This window comes from Nostoc sp. ATCC 53789 (assembly GCF_009873495.1).
Taxonomy (GTDB): Bacteria; Cyanobacteriota; Cyanobacteriia; order Cyanobacteriales; family Nostocaceae; genus Nostoc; species Nostoc muscorum_A.
In genome coordinates this window covers 102,488-127,674 of record NZ_CP046704.1, presented here as the reverse complement: position 1 = coordinate 127,674, position 25,187 = coordinate 102,488, and the positions used below count along the sequence as shown (strand labels likewise).

Here is a 25,187-nt window from a genome sequence, read left to right as displayed (position 1 = left end):
CATCTCGGTTCATGCAACGCTCACTTTAGTTGCATGAATCTGCAAGGTTGATGCATCAAAGAGCGATTTTAATGCATCGACTTGCACCTTTAATGCATCGAAAAGTGCCTTTGTTGCATCGACTTGCGCTTTTATTGCATTAAAGTTGCAAAAATTAGCCATGCACAGAGTAATCCCACTTCGTTGCCGGCTGAAAAACAAGATTGTGAAGTTGAGCGGAAAGACTGTCATGAAGGCACTTATTCCGCCGCACCCGTCACCCAAAATGAAAAATCTTTAAATTCTGCGATGCCTGCGGCGGGCGTAGCCATCGCAAATCAAACTCAGGGGCAAGCAGAACAAAGTAATTCCGCTTCGTTGTTAATTGAAAATTCGGTTTCGGGTGTAGAAATCAAAACAGTTGATGAGGGTGAAAGCTCCGCCGCGTCTGTCACCAACGCCGAAAAATGGTCGCATGAGGCGATTGTTGCAAGGTCAAATATGTGACTTGTAAGAAGGGAAAAACTAAATCGAGCGGCGAATTCGGGCGACAATCCGGGTTTTGACTTCTTGCAAGACTGCTGGAATGATGACCCTGCTTTGCAAATTGTGATCAAAAAAATATTGGTGAAGTTTCCGCAGTGGGGGATTGTGTGTCTGGATAGGGAGATAGTTGAGTCTTAAGGAGGTAGTGATTGTAATCAAAAACAGCCTATAAATCATTAAAGATTTACTAGATAAGGGTTTGGTGGTTTGATTGGGAAAATTAGAAACACTCTTTTTTGTATACTCAATACCGCTTAGAGCTTAACCGAACTGTATTGGGAGTGTAGAGCAATACTACTATTTAAGTAAGGATATTTAACGTAAGAAAGATTTATACAACCAGCAATAGTTATAAAATCAGTCTATCAAACCAATACCTTCGCCAATTTACGAGGGTCAAGAAGAAGTATGTAGGGGGTAGGGGCTATTTCTTCCTGACAGGTGTAGTTTTTTATTTGTGCATGAGTGGGCACTCTCAAACAGAGTTCTAAACGTGGTTCAAATAACGAAATTTCGTTCTTGGGTGGGAAATCAGAAATTAACATTTGAGTTCTCAACCAACGGAAAAACCCTATTTCAGTCACATTTGTTAAATACCTACACCTGTGAGAGCTTCAGCCTATAGAATTCCGAGTCTATTCACTGTGGGCAGATAGGGAGTCACTTGTCTCTTCAAGGGTAGGGTTTGCTTTTGTAGCATACTTAGCTCACCTACATCGATAGAACAGTTATACATTTTGAAAGTGGCTTTCAAAATATACCTTGCTCATACCCCTCTAGAGACTAGAAGGGTATGAGCAAGAACGAATCGCACCACCCGCCAATCATCCTGCATTTATGCAACGCCGGAATTTTTATCAAAGTGAAGCAATGGCTATAATGTGTCCAGCAATTCTTCGTCGCATCGTGCAGTCTATTGCCACAGGTAACTCCTCCTCCTCCTTTTCTTCCACACCATCGATAGTCTGAAGCAACGCGCCTCTAAAGAGGCATCAGCTGTCTCATCACTATGCAAAGTTTGTATGGAACACAATTAGTTTTAAAAGCTGCCCAACTAATTCAGCCCAAAAGATAACTAACTGGTATTATTTGGATTAGGTTAAATTGCTCAAAAACAATTTTTGCGAGCAGCACTTTTGGGAAGACTTATGGAAAGCGAAGAAAACTCTATTTCTTCAGAACAGATAGAACTAATAAATAAAGTTTTGGCAGCTTCCACAGATCATATATATATTAGTGATCGCCAGCAACGCTATCTTTATGCCAGTCCAGCAGCACTAGCAGCTTTAGGATTACAACAAGATCAATTGCTAGGTAAAACTTGGCAAGAGTTAGGATTTCCGGTTGACATCATGGAAGTATATGATGCTCAACGCAAATGGGTATTTCAGATGGGAAAATCTCTTAGAAGTGAAATGAGTTTCCCAACAGTGAATGGTATCAGGTACTACGAATACGTAGTTGCCCCTATCTGGGGAAATGATGGAGAAATTGGGGCAGTCATCAATACTGGTAGAGACACTACTGAACGCAAGCAGGCTCAAGAGGCATTGCGTTTGCTAACGGAGGAACTGGAAGCTAGAGTGGCGGCAAGAACTCAGGAGTTAACTGATCTTAACCAATCTCTGCGTCTAGAAATTGCACAACGCCAACAAGCACAACAGGCATTAGAAGAAAGCGAAATGCGATTTCAGACTTTGGTGGATGCCATGTTTGAAGGCATTGTTATTCAGGAACAGGAGAAAATTATTGATGCCAATCCTGGATTTGCTAGAATGCTTGGTTATACTTTAGAGGAAGTGATTGGCAAATCAGCAGTCGATTTTCTTACGCCCGAATCGCTAGCAATTTTTGTGCATCATATTGAGAATGAATATGAATTGCCTTATGAAATAACTGGCATAAAAAAAGATGGCTCGTTGATTTCATTAGAGGTGGTGGGTAAGCAAAGCATTTATCAAGGACGAAGTGTACGAGTCTCGGCAGCAAGAGATATTACAGAACGCAAACAAGCACAAGAAAAGATTTACGAACAGGCTGCCTTAATTGATGTTTCTACCGATGCCATTTTTGTCTGTGATTTGAAAAAGCATATTCTTTTTTGGAATCAAGGGGCTGAGAATTTGTATGGTTGGACAGCAGATGAAAATTTTGGGAAAAAAGCCGATAAAATATTTTATAGAGAAAGGTTATCCCAACTCGATCTAGGTCTTGCCGCTACTATCGAACATGGTTTTTGGCAAGGTGAGTTAGAGCAAATTACCAAAACGGGCAAAGAAATTATTGTTGCTAGTCGCTGGACACTGGTACAAAATCAATTTGGACAAACCCAATCTATCCTCATAGTTAACACTGATATTACGGAGAAAAAACTGCTAGAGCAACAATTTCTCCGCGCTCAACGATTGGAAAGTATTGGAACATTAGCTAGTGGAATCGCTCATGACCTAAACAATCTTCTCTCACCCATATTAATGTCCTTAGAATTGTTAGAGAAGAAATTTTCTGATCCGCAAACTCAGCCATTGCTCAAGATGTTATATACTAATGTTCAGCGTGGGGCTGATTTAATTAAACAAGTATTATCTTTTGCTAAAGGTGTATCGAGCAAGCGCATCATTTTCCAGCTCAAGCACATAGTCGCTGAAATTCAGTACATTATCCAACAGACATTTCCCAAGTCAATTGAATTTACTACTGAATTCCCTCTAGATTTATGGTCTGTCTATGCAGACCCCACCCAATTACAACAAGTACTGATGAATTTGTGCATTAACGCTCGTGATGCTATGCCTTATGGCGGTTCTTTGAAAATTTCTGCTGCCAATCAGTTTATTGACGAATTCTCTGCTCAAAAGTATTTTGAGGCAAAAGTTGGTTATTATGTTACGGTTTCCGTTATCGATACTGGTATTGGAATTGCCCCCGAAGTATTAGAACGAATTTTTGAGCCATTTTTTACAACTAAAGAAATTGGTAAAGGAACAGGTTTAGGGCTGTCAACAGTTATGGGAATTGTCAAAACTTATGGCGGATTCATAAATGTTGAAAGCTCAGTGGGTCAAGGTAGCAGATTTGAAATATATTTTCCAGCATTCACAGATACACAACAGCAACAACCATTAACAGAGGATTATGAACTACTTAAGGGTAATGGAGAGGTTGTTTTAGTTGTAGATGATGAACTCTCGCTTCAACAAATTATTCAAACATCGCTTTTAAATTATAACTATCAAATGTTAAGTGCTAATAATGGTGTTGAGGCAATCTCAGTATATGTTGAACATAAAAATAAAATTAGTGCAGCGTTAATAGATTTAATGATGCCTGATATGGATGGCATCATAACTATTTGCACTTTACAAAAAATTAATCCACATCTCAAAATTATTGCTATGAGTGGCCTAGCTACCAATGAAAAAATAGCTGAGGCTACTAGCGCTGGTATCAAAGCGTTTTTACCGAAACCCTTTACATTATCAGAGTTGTTAACAACTTTATCTTTGCTATTAAATCAAGATTGAATTAGACTTGTCCAAAAACTCCAAAGCCAGAGTATTCAAAGCTTTGAGACAAAACTTTGATATTTTTGCAAAAACGTAGTTATAAGGGTTTGAGATAGTTAGTGATAGTTTAGAAACATAAAAATAAACTCCTTGTTTTTTAAAGCTAGGATTATTGCTAGCATCTAATTTCTGGACTTTAGACTAAGAAGCACAAAATGACTCAGGGAAGCTGAGTTGAGAAGAAGCAAAGTAAAAAAGTAGAAAAATTACAAATCAAGCAGATTTTGGCTTGGCTTGAGGTGAAGATGAAGTACGTTTTTTAACAATTGGATAGCTAGTTCTACGTTGGCGAGACAGTCCGGTCTTCCAGCCTGGAGATTTACCTCGTGGTTTGGGCGGAATGGATGGAGTAGAAACTCTGACCAAAATCCCTGGCATCGCTTGTGCAACCCGTCCAGGCGTAAATTGAGTCATCTGTTTCTGCCAAGGAAGCGGGTTGTCATTGACAATATCACGAGCCAGCCATAATTCCCAAGTCATGAGTAGCATGAGGTCGCTCCATCGGTCGCATTGTTGGGGAGTAGAGAGCTTTGGTAGCGTCCAATGCAAGCGTTGTTTAATCAACCGATACCAGTGGTCAACCGCAAGGCGTCGTAAATAGAGTTTCCAAAGTTCAGATAAAGGTGGCATTTGTTCACCCACAAAAGCCAACCACATCGGTTTATTCACTCGTGGAGAGTCATCTTCAAATAGCCTTTCAACCAGTATGATTAACATTGTATGGTCAGGGGAAAGACGAAAATGCTTTCTTGTCCACAGGCGAATCCTGACTCTACCCAGTTTGGCATCTCCTTGTTTAATTGTTTGTTCTGGGTTAGACCAGGTAGTAGTATCGTTAAGTTTAAACTTATCTCCGTGTACTCGTGGCTTTCCCCTGCCCAACTATTGTGGTGGCTCTCCCCATAAACACAAGTTGGAACGTAAGCGCATCAGTTTATCTGCTTTAATGTCGGCAGTTTTGATCACAAATGGCGCACATCCATATTCGATATCCCATAATGTGATTGGTCGAGATGGTAAATATTGACACACTTTTTTTAGCTGCCATACAGCCTTATCTATGGGATTTTCCTAACTCGTAATTCGTTCATGTCTGAGTGGTAATGCCCAACTGCCTTCAGTTTAAAGAATTGATGCTGTTAAGCAACAGATACTACCTTTACGTAACACTTCTTATCTCTAATTCAAAATATAAATGTTTACTTTACACCTTTTTTGGGAAACCTTTGTTTAGTAGGGAATTAAGTTAAAACTAGCTTTTTCAGTAAAAACTAGTAGACAGTTATTGCCTTTACTATTAAGTTGATTACGTATTTACTCGTAAATTAAACAGGCTTTTTAGGAGCTGAATATTAAACAGTTTTTAGCTCGATAATATCCTATTAAGACAGTTATTAAATTTGTGAAAAATACATTAACTTATTTTACCTTTAACAAAAAAGATTTATACCAAAATATCTGATGAAATTAGTAGAATCTGGGTACAACCAATCTGAAGAAAAATACTCTCGATTTTTCTCACTTTCTATAGATTTATTGTGTATTGCTAACTTTGACGGTTATTTTAAGTATTTAAACCCAAAATGGACACAAACATTAGGTTGGTCAGATGAAGAACTTATTAGCAAACCCTTTATCGAATTTGTTCACTGTGAAGACCGTGAATCCACTATAATTGCAGCCCAAAAAATTACACAATCTGTAGATGCAATCAGCTTTGAAAATCGGTATCTTTGTCGGGATGGTTCTTACAAATGGCTATCGTGGAATGCAACTGGCTTCAGTGAAGAAAACTTGATTTATGCAGTAGCTCGTGACATTACTCTTAATAAACAGAATGAGATAGAGTTACAAAAGTCTATCCAAGAGCTAGAAGCTTTTAAATTTGCCTTAAATGCCCATTCACTGGTAGCTATAACTGATAGTAGTGGAAGAATAACTTATGTTAATAACCAATTTTGTGAAATTTCTAAATATTCTAGAGAAGAACTTTTAGGGCAAGATCATCGTATTATCAATTCTGGACATCATACAAAAGAATTTTTTGCAATTTTATGGAAAACTATTGTTCAAGGAAAAATATGGAAAGGAGAAATTAAAAATAAAGCCAAGGATGGCAGTTTTTATTGGGTAGATACTTTGATTGCGCCAATGTTGATCCCAAATGGAAAATCCTATCAATATGTGTCTATTCGTACAGATATTACACAGCGCAAGCTTTCAGAGTTAGCTTTATTGGAGCGATCACGCTTGTCAGTTTTGAGTGCAGAAGTCAGTTTAGCTTTATCTCAAAGTGGCACACTTCCAGAAATTCTGCAAAACTGTACAAATGCTATTTGCCAACATCTTGATATAGCCTTTGTTTGTATCTGGACATCTGAAAGACAGACAAACCAGCTACAATTGCAGGCTGGTGTTCATTGTACAAATGCCGCTTGTAGTGCTTTGAGCGATACCCAAGATTTTCCAAATCACATGGTTTTAGCTAATAATATCATTGGCTTAATGAATCAGAACCATCAAGCTATCTTTAATGAAGAACTATCAATTAATAACTCAGAAAACCTTCTTGATTCTACATTTTCAATTGTTCGATTTTCTGCTTATCCATTGATAGTAGAGCAGCAATTAATCGGTATAATAGCTTTATTTAGCAAGCAGTTATTTACCGAGGCAACTCATAATTTATTAAATTGGATCGCCAACAATATTGCTGTGGCTATTGACCGCATCTTGGCACGAGAAGAACTCCTCAGTCGTCGGGAAGCCTTATTACTGCGTCTAGCTAGTCAAATCCGCAGTTCTCTTAACCTAGATATGATCCTAGAAACTGCTGTTAATGAAATTCGCAGCTTATTACAAATTGATCGTTGCTACTTTCTTTGTTACTTACCGCACCCATCTCAACCAAGCTTGACTATTACCTATGAAGCACGAAATCTTAACTTACCAACGATGTTAGGCAGCCTTTCACTGCAAAAAAATACTTTTTTAACAAAAATACTTCTTTCTCAAGAGCTAATTTGTATCGACAATGTTAATAGCAATTCATATCTTAATTATGATATCCAAGAATTTTTAATTGAGTTTGGCATTACATCTCAATTACTGCTACCAGTTAAAAGTAATTCCGGAGAGATTGGGGCAATTGTGTGTAGTCATTGCAGTGGCGATCGCATTTGGACTAACAGTGAAATTAGCCTGCTACAAGCTGTTTGCGATCAACTAGCGATCGCCATCGATCATGCACAGCTTTATACCCAAAGTCGCTCTGCTACCTTAGCTGCTCAAACTCAAGCCACAAAACTCACTGAAACCTTGCATAAATTGCAGCAAACTCAATCTCAACTGATCCAGAATGAAAAAATGTCCAGTTTAGGACAATTAGTAGCTGGAGTTGCCCATGAAATTAACAATCCAGTTAACTTTATTCACGGCAACTTAACTTATGCTAACGAATACTTTCAAGAGATGTTAACCCTATTGCACCTTTATCAGCAACACTATCCTAACCCCCAGGCAGAAATTCACGATTTTGCTGAAAAAATTGATCTAGGATTTATTACTGATGACCTTTCTAAACTTCTGTATTCAATGAATATGGGTACTAATCGTATCCGTGAAATTGTTCTAGGATTGCGGAACTTTTCCCGTCACGATGAAGCAGAAAAAAAAACTAGTTGACATTCATGAAGGAATCGAAAATACACTATTGATTTTGCATCATCGCTGGAAAAACAATAGTATTGGATTGGATATATCTATTGTTAAAGAGTATGGAGATTTACCCTTACTTGATTGTTATCCTGGGCAGCTTAATCAAGTATTTATGAATGTTTTGACTAATGCAATCGATGCTTTAGAAGAATCAATGAGCAATTTAAAAACAACTGATAAACAACCACAAATTATAATTCGCACTGAAATTTTAGATAAAAAACTTGTTGTAATCCGAATTGCTGATAACGGATTAGGGATGGAGGAAGACGTTAGAAAACGGTTATTTGATCCCTTTTTCACAACAAAACAGGTGGGTAAGGGAACAGGGCTAGGACTGTCAATTAGCTACCAAATTGTAGTAGAAAAACATGGTGGAATTTTGAATTGCTTATCAGAACCAGGGAAAGGCACAGAGTTTTGGATTGAAATTCCAATTTAAACAGGATTGAATAAGCCAATCAGAAAAATTCTGGCAACTTTACTTTCATTGTTTTAGACTTTGAATCTCTAAAAATGCGATAGCGATGCCATGAGAATCAAGATTATGCAAGGTGCAGCTTGGGGTCGCCTCTGGCGGTTTCTACAACGCTCTGGGCATGATGGTGCTGTAGAAATTAGTCAAGCTTCCAAAGATATTTTACATCTTAGTAATTGCATTACAAACCATGATTCTATTGCCTCATTGCAAGGGTTAATTGGGCAGGCAATGCTGATATTTTATCGTATGCTTCCCCAGTGCATAAACCCGAATTGAAGATTTACTTCGCGGCATGATAATTCCCCTGTTTGCCGGATGCTTGACTTTAGCGAGAAGCTTTTGGAAGAATCAATCAAAAATGCTATTTTCTCAGTAGGGCTAAACCCGAATGGCACTAAGTTAATCGCAAAGCCCTGATATAACTTGCTTTTTGAGTGTGGGGAGTGGGGGAAGTGTGGGGAGTGTGGGGGGTAAGACTTCTTCCCCATCCTCCCACGCCTCCCACACCTCCCACACCTCCCACACCATGCCCTGACGAGGTTTCAGCTTTTCTTAGTGCCATTCGGCTAAACCCTAATCTTGGTTACTGGCATCAAACCCATCACCAAACCAAGGGACTAATGACCGATCTAACTACAAAATTCCAAATCTTAGCGATCGCCTGCGTGAAGACTGTTTTGAATCGTGGCTATGTCACACCGAAGGATTTTAGTAAATGCTGGGATGAAAACACACTGCCGCTCGTTGCAGCCCAAGCAATTACCCGTGCTTACCAAGTCAAGATGGCTACGGAAATTAGCTACCCCCAGATCAAAATCAAATGTACTTATGAAGACCTGTTTTACATCCAAGGAAAACAATTAATCTTGTATTTACAAGGACAGATTCAAGCATATTACTCTCCTGACTTAAAATAATTAAGGATTATTTAGATCAGACGATAGCTCTAACTCTCACAAACTCTAAACGTCAAGCAGTCTCTACCAACATTAAAAATCACACTGTCTCAGAATAGCGTGCAGCTAAAGCGATTGCTGCTTGACGGTGCTTATCTACTAATGCAGTAGATCAAGATTCCCTTGCATTGATACTGCCAAGCGACGAATTACTTTCTGAAAATGGGGACGCATAATCTGCGACTCGCTCCCATCCCCACTTATAAGCAGTGTCAACTAGAATTTCTTTCCCATTTCGGAACTTAATAAATTCTTGCCCGTTGTCATAAAATATGTCTGCAACCAGTTGATTACGCTCGTCGTAACCCCACTTATCCACTGCTGCCCTCCACCAGCGCTTTCCGGGTGAGAGCAACTGTTCAAGTTCCAAATACTCCGGTTTCCAGTACTTGGTGCGCCATTGATTTGCCAGTGCCTCGATTAATATCGCAGTCGGGTAGATCGGCTTCAGATTTTCTTCGAGCCAAAGCATATAAACAATCGCGCTCCTGAAAGCATCTTCTAAACCATAGCTTGCTGCTTCTAGAGTGTCTTGGAGTTGCTCGTCATTAAAATTTACGCCGAGCGATCGCAGGGCTGGAGCGTACAAATCAAATAATTCTTGTTCTACTGAATCGGCAGACCAGAACCACATAAGAAAAAGAAAACTCCTGCTGGATGGCTAAATAAAATTTAGCATTTAGCGTGGGAAGTATTGATGTGGGGACAAGTAGCGATGTCTACAACGGGCTATTCGGCATCGCAGAAATTTGGCTACCTGAACTTGAATAACTCAATTGCCATAAAATTACATTGATAATCGCCGATTTCCATACCATTGACTCAAATCATCCTCAATCGCCTCAAGAATCGCAATCGCCTCAGCTATCGATTTTGAAGAAGCAGCTAAAAGTGCGATCGCTTGCTCAACCCGTTGTTGATAGTCAGTAGGGCAAATAGCAAATGTACTTGCGATTGCCACCGCTCCCTTTTCATTCAACAGGTAATCTTCATTGAGGGCGAATAAAACCTGATTCATACACGCCACACTGCGGAAACAACAACCTGCTGCGTAAACAACATCATCGCGTGCAATCGCTTTTTTTGCAACCACCAACGAGAAACTGATTTCCCAGGCGAAAGTGTCAATAGTTGCGTGTTTGAGCCTAACTGGATAAGGCTTTGTTTTGAGCTTCAAAGCTTCTAAAACACCATCTGGGTCGTAAAGTACCTGACAAATAGCAATTTCGCCCATATAAATCGAGGATACAAAACCATGAGGATGTCCTGGTTGATAATCAATAGTAATTTGTCCAGCATGGCAATCATCAATCACACGATTGACCTTCGCCAAATCACGATAGAGAAAATCTACACCTATACCTTGAACTTGTAGCCAACCGCCGCCATTAATCCACTTTCCCCATCCACCAATCACAGTAATCAAATTTACCCGATGGTTATCATCAAGCTCAGAGGCAAGGCGATTTAGAGCAATTAAATCGGGCGGGTTTTCTGAATTATAATAAATTCCCAAATCTACATCTGACTTATTGGTGTGGTTGCCCCGTGCCCGTGAACCGCCCAATGAGATAGCTGTAATTCCCTCAATTGACCGCAAACTTGAAACAATATGGTTGATGAATTGAGGCGATTCCTGATTCATAGAGCGATTGTTACATTACTATCGCTGTCATTTTATATTTTAAAGGCATCGCTACTTAAATTTATAATGCGATTGATTCGTTTGGACTCACTGCCATTATAAAAGTATAATTTCTGAGCCGCGCCTGTTACCAGTCCTGAGAAATGGTCACATGAGGCGATTGTAGCGAGGTCAAATATGCGACCTTTAAGAAGGGAAAAACTAAATCGAGCGGCGAATTCTGGCGACAATCCGGGGTTTGATTTTTTGCGAGAGTGTTGGAATGATGACCCGGCTTTGCAAATTGTGATCAAGAAGTTGCTAGCGAAGTTTCCGCAATGGGGAATTGCGATTGTGGATGGGGTGTTGGTTCATTAGAATGAGTAACAAGTGTGATGCGTTAAAAACGAATAATGCAAAGTTTTGTAATAATTTTGGCTTGATGCAAAAAATTTGAATTTTGGGGTGAAAGCTTAGTACACCTGGCCACACCAAACATAAGAGCATGATTATGAATTCAACAAATCCCCCTGAAAACGTGATTAATCGTTTGCAAACTATTTTGGATGCCACGGCTACGGGAAATTACGACCTTTTTCTCACAGTTGGTGATTCAGACTACAGAACGGATATTACCAAAGAAATTTTTGACCAAGTTAGCTCTCCACTAATTCCTCGTATGTCTGAAGGTTATACAACCACTTATTTCGGTGATCTCAAACAAGGAGAAACTCAGACATATTTGTGGAAGCTGAGTTTTGCTGATGATGGGCATGAATTTATAGTACGTATGGGGATGAAAGGGGACAAAGTTAATCTGATATGGATTACTTAAAATAAAAGATTGTTGTGTTGAACCCAAAGCCTTTCATGTTCCTTGCGCGTGTCATAGAAACGATACCCGTTCTGCTGCCCTGTGCCAAATCCTTAGAAATGCTCACATGAGGCAATTGTAACGCCTTATGAATAATTGATTTGCCGATATCAAGCGTGCCATTCCTATCTTGAACCTTGAAAAGGCTGAACCGTATTGGCATATAACGCTGAAGATAAAGTTAGTACAATTAGATAGGGCTGAAATTCTCATTAACAATTACGATGCGAATTAATCGTTTAACCTATGAACCTTCAACCCGTATTGGTATCATTGGTGCTGGATGCGCTGGTTTAACGGCTGCCGAAGAATTGCGCGATCTTGGATATAAAAATATCACCATCATTGATGCCAAAAATCGCGTAGGTGGGAAAACATATTCAATTAGGTACAAAGATGCAAGTCTTCAAACCCGTGGTATTTACGAGGGTGGAACTGCCTGGATATTACCAAGCCCCCTATATAAGAAATACAGAAAAAGGTATGCAATTTCTCCATCGCTTCATGTGATGCCACGGGTGCAAATATTTGACTTAGGGACTGGCAAAGTTTCTAGCCCGTTTTTAGTAGATTCCAAATATTCTTTATTGGCCCGACTCTGGCAGCTAAGAAAATTTTTTCAAGAATTAGACAAGTATACTTGGGATGAGGAGCCAGGCTATATCAATCCTGCTTACCGAGCGATGAATAAATCATCTCCTCAATGGTTTAACAAACAGGGTTTGGATTTTATTCGAGATGCTTTAATGCCGATTGCGAATGCGGGACAGTTTGGATATCTAGAACAAGAAGCTTCTACTGCTTATGTGATTAGGCTGTTAGCATTATGGAACCGTTGCAATTTCCTGAAAAAATTGGTTCTGAATATGCCTCAATTGCAAGAAGGGAATCAAGAATTATGGAATCGTTTAGCAGCAACCCATAACTTGTGTCTAGGACAAACTATTGAGCGTATTTCTCGCGGTCAAACAATCCTGGTCAAAACTGCCTCAAATCAGTGGGAATTCGAGCATTTAATTTGGACTGCTCCTGTAGATGACTTTCTTGGCGTAGCAGATGCTTCCCCTGAAGAAGCAGAAATTTTTTCTAGGGTACGTACAATAAAAAGAGCGGTTATTACCTGTAAAGTAGAGGGCTTACCCGCAAACATTTTCTACGTAATCAGAAATACTTTAAATCAGCCTTTAGCAACTAGTTATCCATTAGCTATCTACGAGGTTGATCCAGGCAGTAAAATCTACAACTTTTATCCATTTATGGATGAAACGACAACTGTTGAAGAGTTGGAAAGCAACGTATCCGATTGTGTCAAAAAGCTCGGAGGTACTGAAGTGACACTTATGGGGCAACCCCTAATTTGGAAGTGGTTCTCTCATTTTTCAGCCGAAGACCTCAAGGATGGTATTTATCAACGATTAGAAATGTTGCAAGGTAATCAAAACACCTACTTTGCTAATGAAATGACTGCTGGGGTGAGCGTACCTTATGGTATGGAATATGCGGCTTATTTAGTGGAACGCTTCTTTTGAGAGTTGACATACTTCCTGCAATTGAATTGAGGAAGTGGCCCAGTTGCGGCGAATTTGGGGCAAAATTCAGGGTTTGACTTTTTGCAAGAGGGCTGGAATGATGATCCCGCGAAAGCAAATTATGATCAAAAAATTGCTGACGAAGTTTGGGCAGTGGGGCATTACGATTGTTGATGGGGTGCTGGTGAAGTGAGATGCTAAAGTAAAATGATGCTAGAAGACTTAGAAAAAGCCAAGGAAGTCTGTATTGACTCTGACCAACTCTCAGTCACACCCAACAAAAACTTATGACTAGAGCGATAAATCGACAGTTTCTATTAGCTGCTCGTCCCGTTGGTGACATTAAAGAAAGCGATTTTGAGTACCGAGAAGAGCCAATCCCCAGCCCAAAAGATGATGAGGTGCTGGTACGTACTATATATCTGTCACTAGATCCTACCAATCGGATCTGGATGAGCGATATAGAACAGTATATGCCTCCTGTTGAAATTGGGGAAGTTATGCGTGGCGGTATTATAGGTGTGGTTGAAGAGTCCAAAAATCCCAATTTTAAAAAGGGAGATTTGGTTTCTGGGTTGCTAGGGTGGCAAGATTACGCGATCGCTCTTGGAAACAGTGGCTTTTCGCTGACGCGATTACCTAATCCTCTACCTTGTCCGCTCAACGCATTTACCGGGCCACTGGGAGCTACTGGTTTTACAGCTTATTTTGGGTTATTAGATATAGGACAGCCAAAAGTTGGAGAAACTGTGGTCGTTTCAGCCGCAGCTGGGGCAGTTGGTTCCATTGTTGGACAAATTGCCAAGATTAAGGGTTGTCGGGTAGTTGGTAGGGAGCAATGCGGTTTTGTCAGATCCGGTAAAAAACAAGCGATCGCAAAAATCAAATCTAAGTAAGAAGTAACTTTATTTACTAAATATGTGCTGATAGCCACGAGAATTCATCTTGATGAGATATCTCAAAAAGATTATTAGCAAGTCATTTGACGATTGTTAACAAAAATATCTACAATTAGGCTTTTATACTTAGTGTTAATTCAACCAAATAATAAGTTGAGAGTAAAAGTAAAGTATAAAATTTATCAAGCAGTTTCTGGTTTGATAAAGGAATTAAAAATAGAACCACAAAACTTATCCCAACTTCCGGCGATCCATTGACAACGCAGATGTAACATAATTTCTGCATTTTCTTTCAACCAAAATTTACTGTTACCCTTGATTCTTAAATTTACAACTTGGCGAATTAAACTCTCAATTGCACCACTGCCAATAGGTAGTTTTTTATTTATTGCTTTATCGTAATTTAAACGCCCTTTACGATAAGCATCTAAAATATAATTTCGCTTAACTACCATAATCTTACACCGCTCTCCGGTAGCTACAGCAATCAACTCATCCATCTGGCTGATTAAAGATTTGGCTTTACCTTTTTTTAAACTCTTCCTAACTTTTACAAACCATTCTTTAGACTGTGCTTCTTCATTAAAAGCAGCATCTGCAAATACTTTTATATTTTCCGTAACATGATAGAAATCGAATAGCTGATAAGTTTCGACTGGGCATCCTAATCTTGTCAAAAGTGGTGGGATATGTATCCAGATCCACTCCGCTCCATCCCCGATTAATAAGACTTGTTTTGCTTGACTAATTCCCAAGCCAACTAAATACGCTTCTAAAATCTCCAAAAGCGCTTTATATCCTTCATAAGTGCCATCATTCGTAATAGGAATTTCAGAAGTATTTATTTTTTTACCTTGCTCATCAACAATATAAATTGTGAATAACTTTGGCTCAACCCATTTGCCGATAAACCCGTGTCGCTTGGTTTTGGAATTTTTTCTTCCCTTTTTATTAATTCGGATTCGACTCCGACCACCATCTACAGCTATAACAACTCTTTGGTCTTTAAGAATATTACCTTCAGGTAAAATGCCCATCTGCCGATTTAATATTTTAGATTGCCGTAAGTTGATGCCAGTTTGACCAAATTTGTATGTCAAACGCTCAATTCGTTTTAAACTAAGATCAATTCCCCAACCAGTTAAAGTTGTGCAGGCGGCTTCAAATGAGCTAGTAATTGCACCATATTGAGCAACTGTTGACCATACTAACGGGGTTAATCCTTCTGACATCCCCAACCACTTTAACAGGGGATAAAATCCCTGAAGAGACATTTTATTTGTGATCTTTGTTGAGTTTTTTATTACCATATATGGTAATTTTAGAGTGAATAAAACGTTTCCAACTGTTAAGATTTGGCGTTTTCTATAACCATGTTTTTGCATAGTAGTATCCCACCAGCTTCTTGTTTGAATCATAGCTGTTTGATTAGCTGACTGAGATTGGGAGAGGTTATACAACAAAATTGCAATACACTGTCCAGCTAAAATAAGTGCAATTTCTCTAATTTTTTCTTCTCTTTCTTTAAGAATTTTCCCATTCCATTCCGTGATGTTCGTCAATTCTAAATATTTTGTTACCTGCGAAGAAAAGTCTGATAATGATTTACTCAAATCTAAAGTTGCACATATATTTTTTTCCATTAAGGTAGATAATCCCTATCTCTAAATTCTTGCTCAAAGGGAATCCTAGCTTTTTTTGGCTCAAAAAAGAGAGTCTTGCAAGTTATGACTCAAACTCATCTTGACTTTTTAAGTGTTAATACTGCTTAAAAAGTATAAATTTATTTATACTACTGGGAAAATGATTTAGCGATCGCTTGTTTTTTACTGGATCTGACGAAACCGCATAGCTCCCGAGAACGCCCCACAACATCAATTCCCAGCTTTCGCCATGTCCAATCTTGCTTTCTTCTGTGAGATTGTCCATATACTGATTGAGTATTATCGTAGACAAAAAATAAAGATTTTGTATCATCATCTAAAATTTCTAGCAAAGCACGAAACCACTCATCATAGAAATCTTGTGCTTCATCTACTAAAATAGCTTGATATTTTAAGTCTGAATTTTTCGCAAAATCTATAATTTGCGCTCTTAATTCATCATTTTTATCAAATTTATAATCATAGTTTAAATTACGATAAGCCCAACTCTGAAAGGTATTACAAGTTACTTGCCTGCTAATACCTTTCTCTCTTAGCTTCGATTTTAGCCATCCGCTCATAAAACGGTTATAGCTGAGGATTAAAATATTATCAAAATCATCAATTATTTTCTCAACTCTATTTCTTAAAACTAAAGATTTCCCAGAGCCAGCAATACCCCGGACAAGAGCGTGTCCTTTGGTGTTCATGTTTCTGACTTTAGTTTGTTCTTTATCTAAATCTTCTCTCAGTAGTCTTTGATTAACAGTTTGTTGAAAATCAATCCATTGACCCATGATTTTTACTCCTTGGCTTTTTTGGGTATCCCTAATATCAGTAATGAGGAAGTACGCTAACCTTAGTCTGGAATTGGCGGTGCAACTATTTCCAAGAGTAAATACCTCCACGACCCAGAAAAGTTTCTACATTCCAACCGACTTGAGCCAGGGCAACATTTACACCCGCTTCCAAAATTGGTGAACTATACAAATAACGCCCTGTTGTAGTGTTGTTGTAAAACTGCCCTTGTGGATTGACCATTACATAGGAATCTTTCATCAAGTTGTTTGTCTCTGCGACAAATCTTATTCCCTCATCTGAAAGGGTTTGATGTCGTTCGACAAATTCTTGAAACTGGTGTGGCGAGATTAGCAGATCCTCGACGCTCCCATCATTTTGACCTTCCACTGGCAGCACTTGAAAGACTTTCCACCTTTCTGGACGCACCCGCCTTACAAAGGTTGACATATCTTCTTGGAAGTTAAGGCTGGTGACTACTGTATTAAGTTTGACATGAATACCGTATTGATGTAATTTATCAAACAAAGCAATTGATCGTAGTACATGATCCCCATTCCCACGCCCCAACTGTTTTTGAATCATTTCTGAAGCAGAATCTACCGACAATGCGACCCAATCAATATCACTAGCGTGCTTGTGTAACAATTCAGTCATTCGCGCACCATTGGTCACAATACTTGTTACAAATCCCAAACGACGCGACTCAGCTACAAGTTCACCAATGTAAGGGTGTAGTGTTGGTTCTCCCCCAGCAAAGTTAATTTTTTCTGTACCTGCCTCGCGCAATAAAGAAAGAAGGCGTTTAGCATCACTGAAAGTTAAATATCCTGGGACATCACGAAAGGTAGCAAAGCAAAATCGACAATGATAATTGCATGGTTTCCACAGATGGAAATTTATAGATATTGGTCGCATGATAATATTTTTTGGTAAATTGAAAAGTTGAAGTTAGCTAGTTAATGCAAAATCTGTAGACTGAATGATGGGTATATTTTGACCAATTCTGTGCAGTTCATAGCACAAAGTAGAATAAGCTTGCTCAGGATCAGAATTAGTCGTATCAATCTGCAAGATTGGTATGTCAACTAGTGAAAATATACGCTTATATGATTCAATAAGGTTGTATTCAACAGAAACTTTATCCCCATACCATTGCATAGGAACTTCCTGACTTCGCTTGGCAATACGCTGGCAAATTACAGGCTGAGAGGCTGTCACATAAACAATAACGTCAGGTAGTAAAAATTTTTGTTCTGATTGCAATATGCGGAAATGACAAGACAAGTCTTGTTTCATTAACAGGCTGTGGTAAGCAAGAGTAGAAAACACATATCTGTCAGCCACAACGCCTGAATTATTCAACTTTAATGCATACTCATGGCTACGCATAAGGTTACACAAAGTATAAAAATGAAACGTGGTAATTGGAGAATGGGTATCAGCTATTTGCTCTCGTAAAGCAATTAACTCAGGCGGTATGCTGCTGTAATAAGAAAAATTGTGACGCTTAGAAAATAGCTCTGCCAGAGTAGTTTTACCAGCCCCATCTAATCCTTCAAATACTAAAAAAGGAAACTTATTCATATATTCCTTACCTTATGTTTTGTAAATTTACTCTAAGAATTTGGAAGCGATCGCAATTTCTTTTAGTGGAGCTTAAATTTATATTTCTTATCCTGGGATTCATATACATAGACTTCATCAACTAAGGTTGAATTTGGGTTTGAGGCTGTCTTGTTTGTGTATTACTGGGTGTATTTAGTTTGCGCGATAATGCCAGCACATTCATAGCAAATTGCTGATAAAGTTCTGGGGACTTATTCATAAAAACAACAATTGAAGTACGATAACTATGAATTGCTAGATATCGACGTTTATTAGTTATTGCATAGACAATTAGGGCGACTGCTGCAACAAGTAAAATTAAACCTAGTACAGAAGAGTTGCTGAATGCACCCAAAGATGAAAAAGCTAGGAATCCTCCAAAACCCAATAAAGCATAAATAGGGGCTTCTAATGTTTCTGCTGAATCAATATTTTGAATGCGTATCCAAGTCTCTCTCTTTTCTAACCCAGTTTTTGTTGTCCCAACAAGAGTATCACCTGTAACTTTGACAAGAATTGTTCCTCTTGCTGGAACTAACACGTTTCCCCAAACTTGGGCGGGAGCGCCTGTAATTTCCGTGACTTGCTGAGTAGTTCTCATGTTTGTATTACCGTTCATTAGATGCCTCACCTGATGTTTACAATTACAATCAACAGTTGGATATAAAAACTAGAACAAGTGGGCTATTAGAGCTATATTTACCGCTCACACAGAAACTGAGTAAATAACTAATTTGGCAAATATTTAGTTAACAAATCCTCACCCTGAGCGCCCATCTCATTAAGCTTCTGTTCAATAAGCTTCTTCGCCATCGGCGACGGTTTAGAGCGTCCATTCTCCCAACGATTAATCGTGGTATATGTCACGCCGAGAGTGGCTGCAAACTGTTCTTGCGTTAACCCAGCCAAAAGTCGCAAATCACGAATGATATGCCCTACCTGTGGCTGTTTGAAAGCCAAGGGTTTTTTGATAGTCATTGAGCAAGCTTGACCCACTACCTTAAGTAGCTAATGCTATATTGTTTGTTGCATTTTAGTCATACGGAATTGCAATAAACCTCAGTGCATATCCGTAATAATGAAAAATATGTAAAATTATTTACTCTAAGCAGGAATATTTTTTAAGTGGTTCTGAACCTAAATTCTTGGAGGTAAATGACTCATTCATAGGGTAATAGATGCGATCACACCCTTAAACTCGTTAATGTACAGCTCTGTTTATTGAAATATATGAGTATTGTGTAGGGTGATTTATTTTTTTCATGCAAATTTAACCCTAACTTACCTGAATGCAACCTATACTTTAGCTGTATTTTTTAACAAAGAATTTTATGCTGAAGTTACATTCTTTCGCTAAGTTTTCTTTATTGACAGTATTATCAACAATCTTGGTTTGGCAGTACCCAGCTTTTGCTTGGAATAAGGCTGGACACATGGTTTCAGGAGCGATCGCTTACAGGGAACTCTCGCAGAATCATCAAGAAGTAATTGAGAAAATGGTTGCCATTTTGAAGGAACACCCTGAATACTCTAAATTTGAGCAGCAGTGGAATTCCCTCAAACAATCTAATATTTCTGCTGAAAATAAAAATTTGTACTTATTTATGTGGGCGGCAAAATGGCCAGATGAAGCTCGTGGCAATCAAACATTTGATCGCCCAACTTGGCACTACATAAATTTTCCTTATCAACCAGGCAGTTCTTCAAATTCAATTCCTCGTGAAATTCCCGGTGAAGAAAATATTATATTTGCTTTTCAAAAAAATCTTGATATTATTCAAAGTAATGCCACCAACAGCGAAAAAGCAGTTGCAATATGCTGGCTATTCCATCTAGTAGGAGATGTGCATCAGCCATTGCATACTACCAAATTAATAACTAACGAGTATCCAGAACCAGAAGGTGATAGAGGTGGTACACGTTTTTATATTAGAGTTAATCCAGATGGTCAAACAATTAGTTTACATAAATTCTGGGATGACCTCATACTTGGCTCAGAAAATTTTCAAACTGTTCGCAACACCGCAACCAAGATAAGAGCCGACTATCAACGCAGTAAATTGCCAGAGTTAAGAGAAACTCAATTTAATAATTGGGCAAAATTGGAGAGTTTTAGGATAGCAAAACAAAAAGCATATCTCAATGGCAAACTTTCTGGCAGCACGGATAAAAATGATGGAAAGCCGTTACCGCCAAATTATGCTGCTACCGCCAAACCAATAGCAGAACGCCGGATGAGCTTGGCAGGCTACCGTCTAGCTGATGTGCTTAATAAACTGTTTGGTAACTGATAAAAAATACATAATCTCTTTTGATATCCACTTACATCATGTGGGTGGTTTTTGATTTTACTAGAGCGATTACCCCAGTTTGAGAGCGATGTCTACGACGGGCTGTCCGGTGTCGCTACTTTCTCCATCTCCAAATTTTCTTACTCACTGTGTCTGATATTCTAATTGGAAACATATTTAGCTCTGCGTTCCTCCCTTCTTCGTTGTTTATAGTTATTAACCTGATATTTAAGCCACATGAACGGGTAAATATCTCCTGCTAAGTGAAAACCTATAGACCCAATAAGTCCTACATCTGAATAAAGCAATGTTACAGTGAAAATATAAAAAACAATATGCGTAATAATATGCAGTCTTCCTTGATAAATATGATTCCCAACACTTACAAACAATCCCAAAAAAATTGCCAAGTAATAATTATTTGTATATAGGCTTAATTGATGTACTAGTACTCCACGAAATATCAACTCTTCTGTTATTGGATTTAATATACATACGGCAATAATAAATAATGTTTTCTGAAGCTTTTGTCGGGGCATAAGCCTTAAAGTAACGAGATAAGCATCATTTTCTACAATTTGGCTGACTCTCAAAAGATTTAGAATTTTATTTAAAAATAACACAAATATACAATAGAAACCCAAGCCAATCATTAAGGAAAATACTGGTAATATTTCAAGTTTTAAACCAACTGAGGGTGCATCCCATCCTATAATATAGGTTACAGAAAAAAAGGAAATTAACAAAATTTGATTCCATAATATCAAAAAGCCAAAACTAGATTTAGGTCTTTCTACTTTTCGTTGCTTTTTAATTAATTTTCTTTGAGCTATGCTGCTATATAAATACACCACACTTATGACAGCTACAAAGAATAGAACACAATTAGTTAATGGAGGTAATTCAGTTTTCACGATTATCTTTTATTAGGTTAAAGCGAGTTTAAATCAATCACGGCAACCATGTCTTTCGCATAAATCCTTGTAAGCCTTGGCATCTGTTCAAAGTCACAAATGCCGTCTAGGATGCGGTAATATTTGGGGGTTTTATTAGCTTCTTTGTGCGGAGTTAGCCTATCTCAAATCACTCTTCTTGGCATTTCTACATACTCGAATTTGTGGAATCACAACAAACCAATTCTCCGAAATTTTTCCTGTTATGTCATCTCTCTTAGTATGGTGATATAGATATCGGACTGTTACTTCACCAGGCTGAAACTGGAACTGTCCAGGAAAAATACCTTTATGCTTAAGAAGTTGTGTTCCCCTCTTTGATAGACGACCAATTTCATTATTATTTGGTGTGAAAATTCTCCAAGCATTATTATGGTTATTTCCTCTTAACTCAATAACATCACCCTCACATAACTTTTTAATAACATTTTGTCTATTTTGAGTGTTTTCATATCCTAAATAAACATTACTTGGAGCTAAATCAAAGTAACGCATTAACTGAGGAAGTTGAGTCTCACTATAATCAATAACCTCTGAAGTTAAACCAGCTTGCTGTACAAATAAATTCTGCTGAGTAGAACAAACAATTAATTCTTCTTTGGCGCGAGTCATAGCAACATAAAAGAGTCGTCGTTCTGATTCCATCTCATTACAATTAGTTTTAAATCCATCACCTAAAAGTATGACTTTACGGAACTCCAAACCTTTTGAACCATGACAGCTAGTAACTAAGACTGAGTTATCTTCTAGGAAGGATTCACCATTTTCATTAAACTCAAATATAGCAGTCAATATTTCATCAACGCTAATAGGTAGTACAATATCTTCAAACCCATAGCCTCGTTCTTTATCTAAATCTCTAGCAATATTTATTAAGATTTTAACAGTAGGTTCTGTTAAGCTACGACCAGTACGTTTAAAAAACGCCTCAAATCTTTTCTGAACTAATTCTTCAGGATTTAAAACTAGGCTATAGTCTTTCTGTAAAGCATTAATTAGTAAACGAGTGCAACGGTTTTTTAATAGTGGAATAGTATTATTTTTTAGGGCATAAGTAGATATACTTTCTCTTTCTAAAAGCAAGCGGATAGGACTCAAATCATCCCAACGAATAGCTAAAATAGCGATTTCATGAGGAGCAATCCCTACGTTGACCCAAGATTGAATTTTGTCTTTAATCCATCCTGCTTGTCGTGATAAATTATTGAACTTTAAAGCGGAGACTGCCTCTCCTCTTAATCCTTGGCGTTCGGAGTTAATACGAACTTGCTCTTCTGGAGCCTGTTTACAGCGTATTAAGTTATTTTGTATAAGACAATTAGCAGTTTCAATAATATTTTCTGTAGAGCGGTAATTTTCGTTAAGTAGTAATCGTTTTGCTTTATACTCTTCTTGGAATTGAAGGATATATCTAGTATCGGCACCTTTAAACGTAAAAACATTTTGGTCATCATCTCCAATAACACAGAGATTAATTTGTACCGACTGTGTTTTATCCTCAGATTGATTTAAGCCAGAAATTGACTTAATTAAACGATATTCTTTCTCAGTTACATCTTGGTATTCATCAACAAAGATATATTCTAATTTTCCTAATAATTGAATTCGTCGTGCCTGAGTATCTTCATCTGCATCTTCAAATTCTTCGCCTTTTTCAATTAATTCGCAAGCTTCAACCAAAAGCCGATCAAAATTTATTGTCTGAGTTCCTCTGTATTCACCTACCGTCCGTCCCAAAAGTGATAAGGCTAAACCGTGGAAAGTAAAGACCCGAATTCGTGATGCTTGTTCGCCAATCAAATTACGTAACCGCAACCGTAATTCTCTAACTGCATTACGGTTGTAAGCTAAAACAAGAATACGCTTCAGCTCAACTCGCTTAACCTTTACAAGATAAGCAATCCGGTGAACAATAGTTCTTGTTTTGCCAGAACCAGGGCCTGCGATTACTGCCATTGTTGGGTCTGAAGCTAAAACAATTTCTTTTTGAGCAGGGTTAAGCGGTTCTAGAATACGGTTATAGTCTTCTGGAAGAATCGGTCTGGTAATCTCTTGTGCCAAAAATTGGTACTTTGAAACGAATTCTTCTTGATTTGTGCCAAAGTAATCACGAACAAATTGCTGACGCTGTTCATCTAACTTTAACTGACCATACTTCACCATGTAATGGGTGCGACGAGTTTGTTCATCATAGTGAGCTTCAACTTCAGGGTAACGGCGTTTTACTCTGGAAACACTTGCGTTTTTTATTACACGGACTTTCAGCGACTGTTGAAAGAGATTAAGCCCATCACTTAATCGAATGATTTTTCTCTGGTGGAGCCACAAAAGAATAACTTCTAACTCTTCATTATTCCAGTCAAGTTGGCTTTTTTGGGTAACTTCTTTAGCAAGTTTACCTAATTCGTACTTCAGAGGTAATCTCGCCCCTGTTGTATCTTTCAATGCTTGATACAAAACTTCCAATACTGTAGTTGTGAGAATTTTATGCTCAGGTAAATGCTCTGCAACTTCCATTTCTCCTAAGCGAACCACATCACTAGAAATTCTACTTAACTTTAGCCATTTTTGAGCAACCCAACCTTCCAAAATATCTATGATGTTGGATGCTCTGATTTTTTTACTATTGTCTGGGTCAAGTCGAGAAGCAAGTCCACGCAGATTTATTTGTATTTCATTTTGATTACCAAATAACTCATTAAGCACTTTGAGTAATTCGTCTTCTAACTGGCGAATGCGTTCATGATTATTACGGGCATCTCCTCTTACACCCTTGGTAATCACAAGTGTAATGGGTATTTCAAAAGAACAGACTTCAGCCTTTTGCAGTTCACGGATTCTGGCAGTCAGGTCATGTAAGCTAATTCCAGCTTCATCACTGAGACGGTCGAGGGGAAACGGTTGATCATTGCTATTACAATAAGCTTTCGCTATGTGCATTGCTTGAATCAGCCGCTCAAAGTTGTCTGCTTCAAACCGGGATAAATCCTTCATCCGGCTGTATTCCTCAAACTGCTCTATAGACTCAGCAAAGGTATTATGGCTTAGTTCAAATTCGATAAAGCTTGAAAAGTTCTCGGCTCGTTCTAATAAACCAAATTTTTCTAAGTAATGCAATCCTGCTTTTATTTTAGTATTTTGCTGTTCTGATTCTTCACCAAATTCTTCATCAAAGTCACCTGATTCAAATATTTCATTGGTTGTCACCCAAAACCAATCATCTCTAGCGCTGCCAAAAGTGCGATCGCGGATATGTCTAGTCGAGATCAAGACATTTTTCAAATCTTGTTCACTCAGTTGGTTCAAACTTTGCAAACAAAAAACTGTATCAGCATCTTTTGGATCAAAGAGTAAAGTACAAACTGCTGGCTCTCCATCACGTCCTGCCCGTCCAGCCTCTTGGATGTAACCTTCTAAATTGGCGCTCATGCAATGGTGAATGACAGCGCGTACATCTTTACGGTTTATGCCCATACCAAAAGCACAAGTTGCAGTAACTACATTCAATTTACCTGATTTGAATTCTTGCAAAACTTGTTGTTTTTGTTCTTTTGCAAGTTTCCCATGATAATATTTTGCTTCAATGTGACTTTGTTTAAGAGTTTCTGCTAGCTTTTGGGCATTTTTGCGTGTAGTAGTGTAAATCAGTGTACTACCACCTAGTTTAAGAGCTTCTTTTACTTGATTCAACAAAACTTGCTCTTTATTCCCTGCTACTGAAAT

The 25,187-nt window shown here is 38.3% G+C and carries 22 protein-coding genes and 2 pseudogenes; 11 read left to right on the top strand and 13 right to left on the bottom strand.

Going from position 1 to position 25,187, the window contains the following annotated elements; all coding sequences use genetic code 11:
- Positions 1–9: 9 nt before the first annotated feature.
- The gene (locus tag GJB62_RS36775) at positions 10–162 is read right to left on the bottom strand and encodes a hypothetical protein (protein WP_167756030.1); all 153 of its coding nucleotides are present in this window, start codon (positions 160–162) and stop codon (positions 10–12) included.
- A gap of 21 nt (positions 163–183) precedes the next feature.
- Here GJB62_RS36775 and GJB62_RS37200 point away from each other — a divergent pair, with 21 nt between their 5' ends.
- A complete protein-coding gene (locus GJB62_RS37200) occupies positions 184–486 on the top strand; it encodes a hypothetical protein (protein WP_181852949.1) in 303 nt (100 codons plus the stop codon).
- A gap of 1,187 nt (positions 487–1,673) precedes the next feature.
- Entirely contained in the window at positions 1,674–4,049 is a 2,376-nt protein-coding gene (locus GJB62_RS30785; protein ID WP_114085926.1) for a PAS domain-containing sensor histidine kinase, read from the top strand.
- Positions 4,050–4,304: 255 nt separating this feature from the next.
- On the opposite strand, the pseudogene GJB62_RS30780 reads toward GJB62_RS30785, so the two are convergent.
- Positions 4,305–5,210 (bottom strand): annotated as a pseudogene (locus GJB62_RS30780) (transposase); the annotation flags it as partial.
- A 342-nt stretch (positions 5,211–5,552) separates the two neighbouring features.
- On the opposite strand from GJB62_RS30780, the gene GJB62_RS30775 reads away from it, so the two are divergent.
- The 3 genes from GJB62_RS30775 (at position 5,553) to GJB62_RS30770 (ending at position 8,565) form a co-directional block, all read left to right on the top strand.
- Positions 5,553–7,775, top strand: coding sequence for a PAS domain S-box protein (locus GJB62_RS30775; protein WP_245246251.1), 2,223 nt, complete (start codon positions 5,553–5,555; stop codon positions 7,773–7,775).
- Positions 7,750–8,250 carry an ATP-binding protein gene (locus GJB62_RS37690; protein ID WP_245246250.1) on the top strand — a complete coding sequence of 167 codons (501 nt, stop codon included), beginning with the start codon at positions 7,750–7,752 and terminating at the stop codon, positions 8,248–8,250. The genes GJB62_RS30775 and GJB62_RS37690 overlap by 26 nt, the downstream gene beginning before the upstream one ends.
- A gap of 90 nt (positions 8,251–8,340) precedes the next feature.
- Complete coding sequence (locus GJB62_RS30770; protein WP_147262600.1) at positions 8,341–8,565, top strand: hypothetical protein; 225 nt, start codon at positions 8,341–8,343, stop codon at positions 8,563–8,565.
- Between the two features lie 118 nt (positions 8,566–8,683).
- Here GJB62_RS30770 and GJB62_RS36770 read toward each other — a convergent pair whose 3' ends face one another.
- Positions 8,684–8,851, bottom strand: a complete 168-nt coding sequence (locus GJB62_RS36770; RefSeq protein ID WP_159402501.1) for a hypothetical protein — start codon at positions 8,849–8,851, stop codon at positions 8,684–8,686.
- Here GJB62_RS36770 and GJB62_RS30765 point away from each other — a divergent pair.
- Complete coding sequence (locus GJB62_RS30765) at positions 8,850–9,206, top strand: CRISPR-associated endonuclease Cas1 (protein WP_245246263.1); 357 nt, start codon at positions 8,850–8,852, stop codon at positions 9,204–9,206. The two genes, GJB62_RS36770 and GJB62_RS30765, sit on opposite strands and share 2 nt — an antisense overlap.
- Before the next feature lie 151 nt (positions 9,207–9,357).
- Here the strand turns inward: GJB62_RS30765 and GJB62_RS30760 are convergent, their stop codons facing one another.
- Both GJB62_RS30760 and GJB62_RS30755 read right to left on the bottom strand, forming a co-directional pair.
- Entirely contained in the window at positions 9,358–9,879 is a 522-nt protein-coding gene (locus GJB62_RS30760) for a hypothetical protein (protein WP_114085923.1), read from the bottom strand.
- 153 nt (positions 9,880–10,032) lie between these two features.
- Positions 10,033–10,890, bottom strand: a complete 858-nt coding sequence (locus tag GJB62_RS30755) for a nucleotidyltransferase domain-containing protein (protein ID WP_114085922.1) — start codon at positions 10,888–10,890, stop codon at positions 10,033–10,035.
- Positions 10,891–11,067: 177 nt separating this feature from the next.
- Here GJB62_RS30755 and GJB62_RS30750 point away from each other — a divergent pair, with 177 nt between their 5' ends.
- From GJB62_RS30750 to GJB62_RS30735, 4 genes and pseudogenes are all read left to right on the top strand, one after another.
- Positions 11,068–11,247 carry a hypothetical protein gene (locus tag GJB62_RS30750; protein WP_114085921.1) on the top strand — a complete coding sequence of 60 codons (180 nt, stop codon included), beginning with the start codon at positions 11,068–11,070 and terminating at the stop codon, positions 11,245–11,247.
- A gap of 133 nt (positions 11,248–11,380) precedes the next feature.
- Positions 11,381–11,704 (top strand): hypothetical protein, encoded by a 324-nt coding sequence (locus GJB62_RS30745; protein ID WP_114085929.1) that lies wholly within the window; start codon positions 11,381–11,383, stop codon positions 11,702–11,704.
- A 263-nt stretch (positions 11,705–11,967) separates the two neighbouring features.
- A complete protein-coding gene (locus tag GJB62_RS30740; protein WP_114085919.1) occupies positions 11,968–13,272 on the top strand; it encodes an FAD-dependent oxidoreductase in 1,305 nt (434 codons plus the stop codon).
- A 287-nt stretch (positions 13,273–13,559) separates the two neighbouring features.
- Positions 13,560–14,102: pseudogene (locus GJB62_RS30735) on the top strand (NADP-dependent oxidoreductase); the annotation flags it as partial.
- Between the two features lie 251 nt (positions 14,103–14,353).
- Here GJB62_RS30735 and GJB62_RS30730 read toward each other — a convergent pair.
- From GJB62_RS30730 to GJB62_RS30705, 6 genes are all read right to left on the bottom strand, one after another.
- Positions 14,354–15,814, bottom strand: coding sequence for an ISLre2 family transposase (locus GJB62_RS30730; protein ID WP_114085918.1), 1,461 nt, complete (start codon positions 15,812–15,814; stop codon positions 14,354–14,356).
- Positions 15,815–15,963: 149 nt separating this feature from the next.
- A complete protein-coding gene (locus GJB62_RS30725; protein WP_114085917.1) occupies positions 15,964–16,611 on the bottom strand; it encodes a UvrD-helicase domain-containing protein in 648 nt (215 codons plus the stop codon).
- 85 nt (positions 16,612–16,696) lie between these two features.
- Complete coding sequence (locus GJB62_RS30720) at positions 16,697–17,530, bottom strand: viperin family antiviral radical SAM protein (protein WP_114085916.1); 834 nt, start codon at positions 17,528–17,530, stop codon at positions 16,697–16,699.
- A gap of 33 nt (positions 17,531–17,563) precedes the next feature.
- A complete protein-coding gene (locus GJB62_RS30715; protein WP_114085915.1) occupies positions 17,564–18,199 on the bottom strand; it encodes a deoxynucleoside kinase in 636 nt (211 codons plus the stop codon).
- Positions 18,200–18,320: 121 nt separating this feature from the next.
- The gene (locus GJB62_RS30710) at positions 18,321–18,839 is read right to left on the bottom strand and encodes a hypothetical protein (protein ID WP_114085914.1); all 519 of its coding nucleotides are present in this window, start codon (positions 18,837–18,839) and stop codon (positions 18,321–18,323) included.
- 110 nt (positions 18,840–18,949) lie between these two features.
- The gene (locus GJB62_RS30705; RefSeq protein ID WP_114085913.1) at positions 18,950–19,198 is read right to left on the bottom strand and encodes a helix-turn-helix transcriptional regulator; all 249 of its coding nucleotides are present in this window, start codon (positions 19,196–19,198) and stop codon (positions 18,950–18,952) included.
- Positions 19,199–19,551: 353 nt separating this feature from the next.
- On the opposite strand from GJB62_RS30705, the gene GJB62_RS30700 reads away from it, so the two are divergent.
- Positions 19,552–20,511 (top strand): S1/P1 nuclease, encoded by a 960-nt coding sequence (locus GJB62_RS30700; RefSeq protein ID WP_114085912.1) that lies wholly within the window; start codon positions 19,552–19,554, stop codon positions 20,509–20,511.
- Between the two features lie 161 nt (positions 20,512–20,672).
- Here the strand turns inward: GJB62_RS30700 and GJB62_RS30695 are convergent, their stop codons facing one another.
- Both GJB62_RS30695 and GJB62_RS30690 read right to left on the bottom strand, forming a co-directional pair.
- Positions 20,673–21,425 carry a CPBP family intramembrane glutamic endopeptidase gene (locus tag GJB62_RS30695; protein WP_114085911.1) on the bottom strand — a complete coding sequence of 251 codons (753 nt, stop codon included), beginning with the start codon at positions 21,423–21,425 and terminating at the stop codon, positions 20,673–20,675.
- A 159-nt stretch (positions 21,426–21,584) separates the two neighbouring features.
- Positions 21,585–25,154 (bottom strand): UvrD-helicase domain-containing protein, encoded by a 3,570-nt coding sequence (locus tag GJB62_RS30690; protein WP_245246249.1) that lies wholly within the window; start codon positions 25,152–25,154, stop codon positions 21,585–21,587.
- Positions 25,155–25,187 lie beyond the last annotated feature (33 nt).